Genomic DNA, 6,555 nt, shown 5'->3' on the forward strand with positions numbered 1-6,555 from the left:
TCGCAAAAATGGATATGTACTCCGCCTAATCCAACACCCCAGAGGCCGCCACGCGGGCAAGCCTTGCTCCTACGACAGCCGCGTAGTCGAATAACATTATGGATTAGCCTCCAAAGGCTACTTTTGCAAATGTAGCCTTTAGAGGCTACTTTTAAGCACTACGTCTTTCCTCTAGGCACCTGCATGACGATCAAGGCAGTCCTGACCGGCGATCTGATTCATTCCCAGCACTCCCACGACACCCTGGCGTACATCGAGGGGCTTGCAGCAGTGCTGGCGACCTTGAGCGAGCGCTACGGCGCCAGCGCTGAAACCTTCCGTGGCGATGGCTTTCAACTGGTGCTCGGGCAACCGGCGCTGGCCTTCGACTGTGCGCTGGCCTTGCGGGCCGGGCTGATTGCCGCCAGTCCCAAAGGCGAGCGTTGGGACGCCCGGGTCGCCATCGGCCTCGGAACGGCGCAAGCAGACCAAGGCTACGGCGAAGTCTTTGTGCTTTCCGGGCAAGGCCTGGACAGCATGAAAAAATCGACCCTGGGGGTTTTCAGCAGCGACGGGCAGTTTCTCGAGCGCACAGAGCTGGTGACCGAGTTTGTCGGCGCTATCATCGAGCAATGGACCCAGGTGGAGGCCCAGACCTACGGCGTACACCTGACCAGCCAGGGCGATCAATCGAGTACCGCCCACTACCTGGGCAAATCCCGGGTCACGGTCAACAAGGCGTTGCAACGGGCCCAGGCACGATTGCTCGATCGTTTCCTGGAACGCACCCACCAGTGGATCGAGGAGTTGCAACATGGCTGAGCCGAGCACCCTGTTGCTGATACTGCTACTGATCCATGTGCTGGCCGACTTCTCCCTGCCGTGGAAACGCTGGTTCAGCGATGCTGCCACCGGCTTACACCGAGCGCGGGCGCGGGCGCTGATGGGCTATGTCGCGGTCGCCGGGCTGGGCTACTTTAGCGCGCTGGCGCTGACTGCCAACCCGCTCCCCTGGGCTGCACTGATCGCGCTGTCGCTGTCCGTGGCACGAGCGGCGCTGCATGGATTACTACCGCGGCCCGCGCCCCATCCGGTGCGCCGTTTTATCCTGGAACAGGGACTATGCGTGCTGGCGATCCTCGGGGTCTGGGCCGTGATCGAGGGTGCCGCGCTGCCCTGGCACGCCTGGTTGAGGGGACTGGTGAGCCCGCCAAACCTGTTGATCGCCCTGGCCTACCTGCTGGTGTTGCGCCCCACTTCCAGCTTGATCGGGGCCGCCCTCGCCCCGTGGATCAGGGAAATCGACAAGCTCGGCTCACTGGCCAATGCCGGTGCGCTGATTGGCAATCTGGAGCGGGTGTTGATCCTGACCTTCGTCCTGTTGCAGCAATGGGAGGCCGTGGGTTTCCTGATCACCGCCAAAAGCATCCTGCGCTTCAATGAAATCCAGGGGGCCAAGGTCCGCTCACTGAGCGAATACGTGCTGCTGGGCACCTTGTTGAGTTTCACCATGAGTATCGCCATCGGGCTGACAGTGACGCGGATCCTGGCACTGTAGCCTCCTGAGGCTACTTTTCGAGATGTAGCCTCAGAAGGCTACACCTGCGCGGCGACTTCCGGCACTGGAGCGGCACTGTACCTTGGGCTAGTCTCAGCGGCGCAGGGGCCACTTCGGCATTAGCACAGCAGGGAGAGCGATCATGGGGGATGCGTCTGAATTCGAGCCATTACAGGTCCATCCGGTGGACCTCAATGAAGACATGCTGCAGGCGATTCTCGACCTGACCAGCGATGGCATCTGGGACTGGAACGCCAACACCGGCTTCGTCTACCGCAACCGTGGCTGGTACGCAATGCTTGGCTACGCCCCCCACGGCCTGGAAAACAGTGTGCTGACCTGGGAAAACCTGATCCACCCGGAAGATTTCCCCCGGGTGATGCACCTGTTCGATGACCATCTACAGCAGCGCTCGCCGCGTTACCTGGCGCAATACCGCTGCCGCATGCAGGACGGCTCCTACACCCGGATCGAAGACCACGGCTATGTGGTCGCCCGCAACGCCGATGGCTCGGTCGCGCGGATGATCGGCGCCCATCGCAGCATTGAAGACAAGCAGCGCCTGGTGGAGCAACTGGAGCAACGCAACAAGTCCCTGGAAGCGATCATCGACGAACGCACCCGCGAGCTGTCGCGAGTCAATCAACAGTTGCAGGTGCAGTTGCAGGAGAACCGCAAGCTGGCAGAGAGCGACAGCCTCACCGGCATCGCCAACCGCTACCGCCTGGAAACCGCCCTGCCCCTGGAATGCGAACGCGCCGAGCGGTTTCGCCAGCCGCTGTCGCTGATCGCCATGGACATCGATGATTTCAAAGTCATCAATGACCATTACGGCCATGCCCTGGGTGATGCGGCGTTGGTGCACGTGGTGGAAACCATCAAGCGCTGCGTGCGCGAAGGCGACTTGCTGGCCCGCTGGGGCGGCGACGAGTTCATCATGCTGCTGCCCAATACCCCCGTCACCACCGCCCAGGTCCTGGCCGAAACCATTCGGTTTGAACTGGAAAGCCTGGCCCCCGTAGGCGACTACCAGGTGACCATGAGCTTTGGCGTGGTCGAGCGCTTCGCCGACGAACAGAAGACCGGCCTGCTGGCCCGCGCCGACCAGGCGTTGTACCGCTCGAAGATCGTCGGCAAAAATGTGATCTCCGGATGAGCCGGGCTAGTTCCCGGCCTTCACCAACACCGGTTGCGCCGAATACCGCTGCGGGTACAGCTGTTTGAGCTGTGCCACTTTCGGCAGGTCGTTGATCACGATGTAGGGGTGGTTGGGGTGCTCGGTCAGAAAGTCCTGATGGTAATCCTCCGCTGGGTAAAAACCGCTGTCGCGCTCGATGCTGGTCACAATCGGTGCGTTGAAGGCATGGGCCGCGTCCAGCTGGGCGATGTAGGCCTGGGCGACCTTTTGTTGCCGGGCATCCTCCACGAACAGTGCCGAACGATACTGGGTGCCACGGTCGGGCCCCTGGCGGTTGAGTTCAGTGGGGTTATGGGCCACGGAAAAATAGATCTGCAGCAAGCTGCCGTAGCTGACCTGGGCCGGGTCGAAGGTCACTCGTACCGCTTCGGCGTGACCGGTATCGCCCTCGCCGACACGTTCGTAGCGGGCTGTTTCGGCCGTGCCCCCGGCGTAGCCAGACACCACACTGGTCACCCCTTTGACGTGCTGGAACACCCCCTGCACACCCCAGAAACAACCACCGGCGAACACCGCGGTTTCGCTCGCAGTGTTCGGCACTTCGTCGACCACTGGCGCTGCCAGGACGACTGCTTCTTCGCTCGCGCCCAGGGAAAAACCCAGGCACTGCCCGACCACGCCGGCAAGCGCCAGGCCGAACAAAGTGTGACGCCAGGTTAATCGGCGATTCATGGTAGGTACTCCTGATGGGGAAATTTTGCGGCTGGCGGTGCGGCCACTGACGGAAGTAAAAAACCAGGGTCAGGCGGCAAAGGTCATGGCCAGGCCGTTCATGCAGTAACGCAGTCCGGTCGGTGGCGGGCCGTCGTCGAACACATGGCCCAGGTGCCCACCACAACGCCGGCAATGCACCTCTTCACGCAGCACGCCGAAGCTGCGGTCCTGGCGGGTGGCCACGGCGTTGGGCAGCGGTGCCCAGAAACTGGGCCAGCCGGTGTGGCTGTCGAACTTGCGGCTTGAGGTAAACAGCGCCAGCTCGCAGCCGGCGCAGGCAAAGGTGCCGTCCCGATGCTCGTCGTTCAGTGCACTGCTGTAGGCGCGTTCGGTGCCCTCCTCCCGCAGGATGTGGTACTGCTCGGGGCTCAGCAGGGCGCGCCATTGGGCCTCGCTATGGCTGACCTCGAAAGTCTCGGCCGCCTGCGCCGCACCGATCAACGCCGGGGGCGCCACCCGCCGGGTCAAGACCCCGGCCACCAGCGCCGCAACACCCAGCCCGCCGCCGGCCAGAAGAAACTGTCGCCGTGAGTACATGGTCCCTCTCCTTCACTGTGTTTTCTGGAACACAGCCTAGGCTTGAGGTGATCGCCAAATCCTCACGCACTGTTAAACAATTCGTGATAACTGAGCGTCGGGAAAAGCCGCACAATGGCCGCACTACGCAACCGGATCGGAGCTTTATGGACCAGCCTAAACGTGTCCTGGTGGTCGAGGACGACAGCCACATCGCCGACCTGATCTGCCTGCACCTGCGCGACGAACACTTCGAGGTGGTGCACAGCGCCGATGGCAACCAGGGCCTGCACCTGCTCGAACAGGGCAACTGGGACGCGCTGGTCCTCGACCTGATGCTGCCGGGTGTCGACGGCCTGGAAATCTGCCGCCGCGCCCGCGCCATGGCGCGCTACACGCCGATCATCATCACCAGCGCGCGCTCCAGCGAAATGCACCGCATCCTCGGCCTGGAACTGGGTGCCGACGACTACCTCGCCAAGCCGTTTTCCATGCTCGAGCTGGTGGCCCGGGTCAAGGCCTTGCTACGCCGGGTCGATGCCATGGCGCGCAATCTGAAGATGGACGCCGGCAGCCTCAGCAGCGACGGCCTGTTCATCGACCCGATCACCCGCGAAGTGACACTGCACGGCAAACGCCTGGACCTGACGCCACGCGAATTCGACCTGCTGTATTTCTTTGCCCGCCAGCCGGGCAAGGTGTTCTCGCGCATGGACCTGCTCAATGCGGTGTGGGGCTACAGCCACGAAGGCTACGAACACACGGTCAATACCCACATCAACCGCCTGCGCGCCAAGATCGAGGCCGATCCGGCGCAGCCGGTGCGCATTCTCACGGTCTGGGGCCGCGGCTATAAATTCGCCAGCGCGCAGGAGCCGACATGAGGCTGACCCTGAGCCAACGCCTGTCGCTGGTGTTCGCCTTGCTCCTGCTGATCTGCAGTGGCAGCTCGGTGTGGATGCAGGTGCGCGCCAACCAGATGCACGAGCTGGAGGTGGTGCAAGGCTTGTCCCGCGACCTGGCGCAGCACATCGCCCGCGACACTCAGTTGATGGATGCCAACGGCCTGAAACCCGAAGCCCTGCGTGGCCTGTTCAGCCAACTGATGCTGGTCAACCCGAGTGTCGAGGTGTACCTGCTGGACAACCAGGGCCGGGTGATCGGCGATGCCGCGCCCGAGGGCCATCTGCGCCGCGAACAGGTTGACCTGGCGCCATTGCAGCGCTTGCTCAACGACGAGACCCTGCCGATTCTCGGCGACGACCCGCGCAGCCTCGACGGGCGCAAGGTATTCAGCGCCGCGCCGCTCAAGGTCAACGGCCAGCAGGCCGGTTATTTGTATGTGGTGCTGCTCAGCGAAGAACGTGATCGCTTGGCCGCGCGCGGCGCCACCAGTGCGGCGCTGAACACCGCCCTATGGTCGATTGGCCTGGTGGCGTTGCTGTGCCTGATTGCCGGCCTGACTGCGTTCACCCTGATCACCCGGCCCCTGCGGCGCCTGACCGACAACGTGAAGAGATTCGACATCGACGGCATCCCCACCACGGCGCCCGCCCCTGTGGAGCCGCCCACCAGCCAGGACGAAATTGCCGTACTCGCTGCCGCGTTCCGGCAGATGCAGAACCGCCTGGGCGAACAATGGCGCTCCCTGACCCGCCAGGACCAGGAGCGCCGTGAGCTGGTGGCGAACATTTCCCACGACCTGCGCACGCCTTTGGCTTCGTTGCATGGCTACCTGGAAACCCTGTCACTCAAGGACGCCAGCCTGACCCCGGACGAACGCCGGCGTTACCTGGGCATCGCCCTGGACCAGAGCCGCAAGGTCGGTGGCCTGGCGCAATCGCTGCTGGAACTGGTGCGCCTGGAGCACGGTTTTGTCCAGCCGGTGCTGGAGCGGTTCTCCCTGACTGACCTGGTGCAGGACATCTTCCAGAAATTCGAGCTGAACGCCGAGGCCCGGCATGTGCAACTCAAGGCCAGTTTTGCGCCGAGCGTCTCGGGGGTGTGCGCCGACCTCGGATTGATCGAACGGGTGCTGACCAACCTGTTCGACAACGCCCTGCGCTATACCCCAGTCGGCGGGGTGGTCGAGATCCGCCTGGAGCCTCAGGGCAAGTTTGTCGAAATCACCGTCAGCGACAGCGGCCCGGGGATCGCCGCCGAACTGCGCGAAGGGTTGTTCCTGCGTCCGTTCAATATTGGCGGCGCACGGCGCGATGGTGGCTTGGGCTTGCGGATTGTGCAGCGGATCCTCGAACTGCATGGCCGCCAGGTACGGCTGCTGGATGTCCCCGGCCAGGGCGCGACCCTGTGCTTTTCCCTGGCGGTGGACGAAGCAACGGCCACGGCCCTGGCAGTGCGCTCGATGAACCTCAATACACCGGGACAGGCCTGACGGACCAGAGGCGACTGCATCGCCAGCCCTGTAGGAGCGAGCTTGCTCGCGATGGCGGTATGTCAGGCGCCATGGATACTGAATGTGCCGGCCTCATCGCGGGCAAGCCCGCTCCCACGATGGCTCTGGGTGCCCACAGATCCCGCATACACGCCACAAACCCTGTGGGAGCGAGCCTGCTCGCGATGGCGGTAT

General features: G+C 63.4%; 7 protein-coding genes. 5 read left to right on the plus strand and 2 right to left on the minus strand.

Going from position 1 to position 6,555, the window contains the following annotated elements:
- The first annotated feature begins 183 nt into the window (after positions 1 to 183).
- The 3 genes from ACM6IP_RS21070 (at position 184) to ACM6IP_RS21080 (ending at position 2,693) form a co-directional block, all read left to right on the plus strand.
- Complete coding sequence (locus ACM6IP_RS21070) at positions 184 to 801, plus strand: hypothetical protein (protein WP_095168897.1); 618 nt, start codon at positions 184 to 186, stop codon at positions 799 to 801.
- A complete protein-coding gene (locus ACM6IP_RS21075) occupies positions 794 to 1,537 on the plus strand; it encodes a hypothetical protein (RefSeq protein WP_414862220.1) in 744 nt (247 codons plus the stop codon). Before ACM6IP_RS21070 ends, ACM6IP_RS21075 begins: the two co-directional genes overlap by 8 nt.
- A 142-nt stretch (positions 1,538 to 1,679) precedes the next feature.
- A complete protein-coding gene (locus ACM6IP_RS21080) occupies positions 1,680 to 2,693 on the plus strand; it encodes a diguanylate cyclase domain-containing protein (protein WP_414862221.1) in 1,014 nt (337 codons plus the stop codon).
- Between the two features lie 6 nt (positions 2,694 to 2,699).
- Here the strand turns inward: ACM6IP_RS21080 and msrA are convergent, their stop codons facing one another.
- Both msrA and msrB read right to left on the minus strand, forming a co-directional pair.
- Entirely contained in the window at positions 2,700 to 3,407 is a 708-nt protein-coding gene (msrA, locus tag ACM6IP_RS21085; RefSeq protein ID WP_414862222.1) for a peptide-methionine (S)-S-oxide reductase MsrA, read from the minus strand.
- 69 nt (positions 3,408 to 3,476) lie between these two features.
- Entirely contained in the window at positions 3,477 to 3,986 is a 510-nt protein-coding gene (gene msrB / locus ACM6IP_RS21090) for a peptide-methionine (R)-S-oxide reductase MsrB (RefSeq protein WP_095168901.1), read from the minus strand.
- 146 nt (positions 3,987 to 4,132) lie between these two features.
- Between msrB and ACM6IP_RS21095 the strand changes: the two genes are divergently transcribed.
- On the plus strand, positions 4,133 to 4,849 hold the full coding sequence (locus ACM6IP_RS21095) for a response regulator transcription factor (protein ID WP_095168902.1): 717 nt from the start codon (positions 4,133 to 4,135) through the stop codon (positions 4,847 to 4,849).
- Positions 4,846 to 6,360, plus strand: coding sequence for an ATP-binding protein (locus ACM6IP_RS21100; RefSeq protein ID WP_414862223.1), 1,515 nt, complete (start codon positions 4,846 to 4,848; stop codon positions 6,358 to 6,360). The genes ACM6IP_RS21095 and ACM6IP_RS21100 overlap by 4 nt, the downstream gene beginning before the upstream one ends.
- The last annotated feature ends 195 nt before the right edge of the window (positions 6,361 to 6,555 follow it).

This window comes from Pseudomonas sp. IT-P176 (assembly GCF_949767245.1).
Classification (GTDB): Bacteria; Pseudomonadota; Gammaproteobacteria; order Pseudomonadales; family Pseudomonadaceae; genus Aquipseudomonas.

Excerpts from the sequence above, each read along its gene's own strand:
- ACM6IP_RS21070 (WP_095168897.1), top strand. The coding sequence starts at position 184 with ATGACGATCAAGGCAGTCCTGACCGGCGATCTGATTCATTCCCAGCAC.
- ACM6IP_RS21075 (WP_414862220.1), top strand. The coding sequence starts at position 794 with ATGGCTGAGCCGAGCACCCTGTTGCTGATACTGCTACTGATCCATGTG.
- ACM6IP_RS21080 (WP_414862221.1), top strand. The coding sequence starts at position 1,680 with ATGGGGGATGCGTCTGAATTCGAGCCATTACAGGTCCATCCGGTGGAC.
- msrA (WP_414862222.1), bottom strand. The coding sequence starts at position 3,407 with ATGAATCGCCGATTAACCTGGCGTCACACTTTGTTCGGCCTGGCGCTT.
- msrB (WP_095168901.1), bottom strand. The coding sequence starts at position 3,986 with ATGTACTCACGGCGACAGTTTCTTCTGGCCGGCGGCGGGCTGGGTGTT.
- ACM6IP_RS21095 (WP_095168902.1), top strand. The coding sequence starts at position 4,133 with ATGGACCAGCCTAAACGTGTCCTGGTGGTCGAGGACGACAGCCACATC.
- ACM6IP_RS21100 (WP_414862223.1), top strand. The coding sequence starts at position 4,846 with ATGAGGCTGACCCTGAGCCAACGCCTGTCGCTGGTGTTCGCCTTGCTC.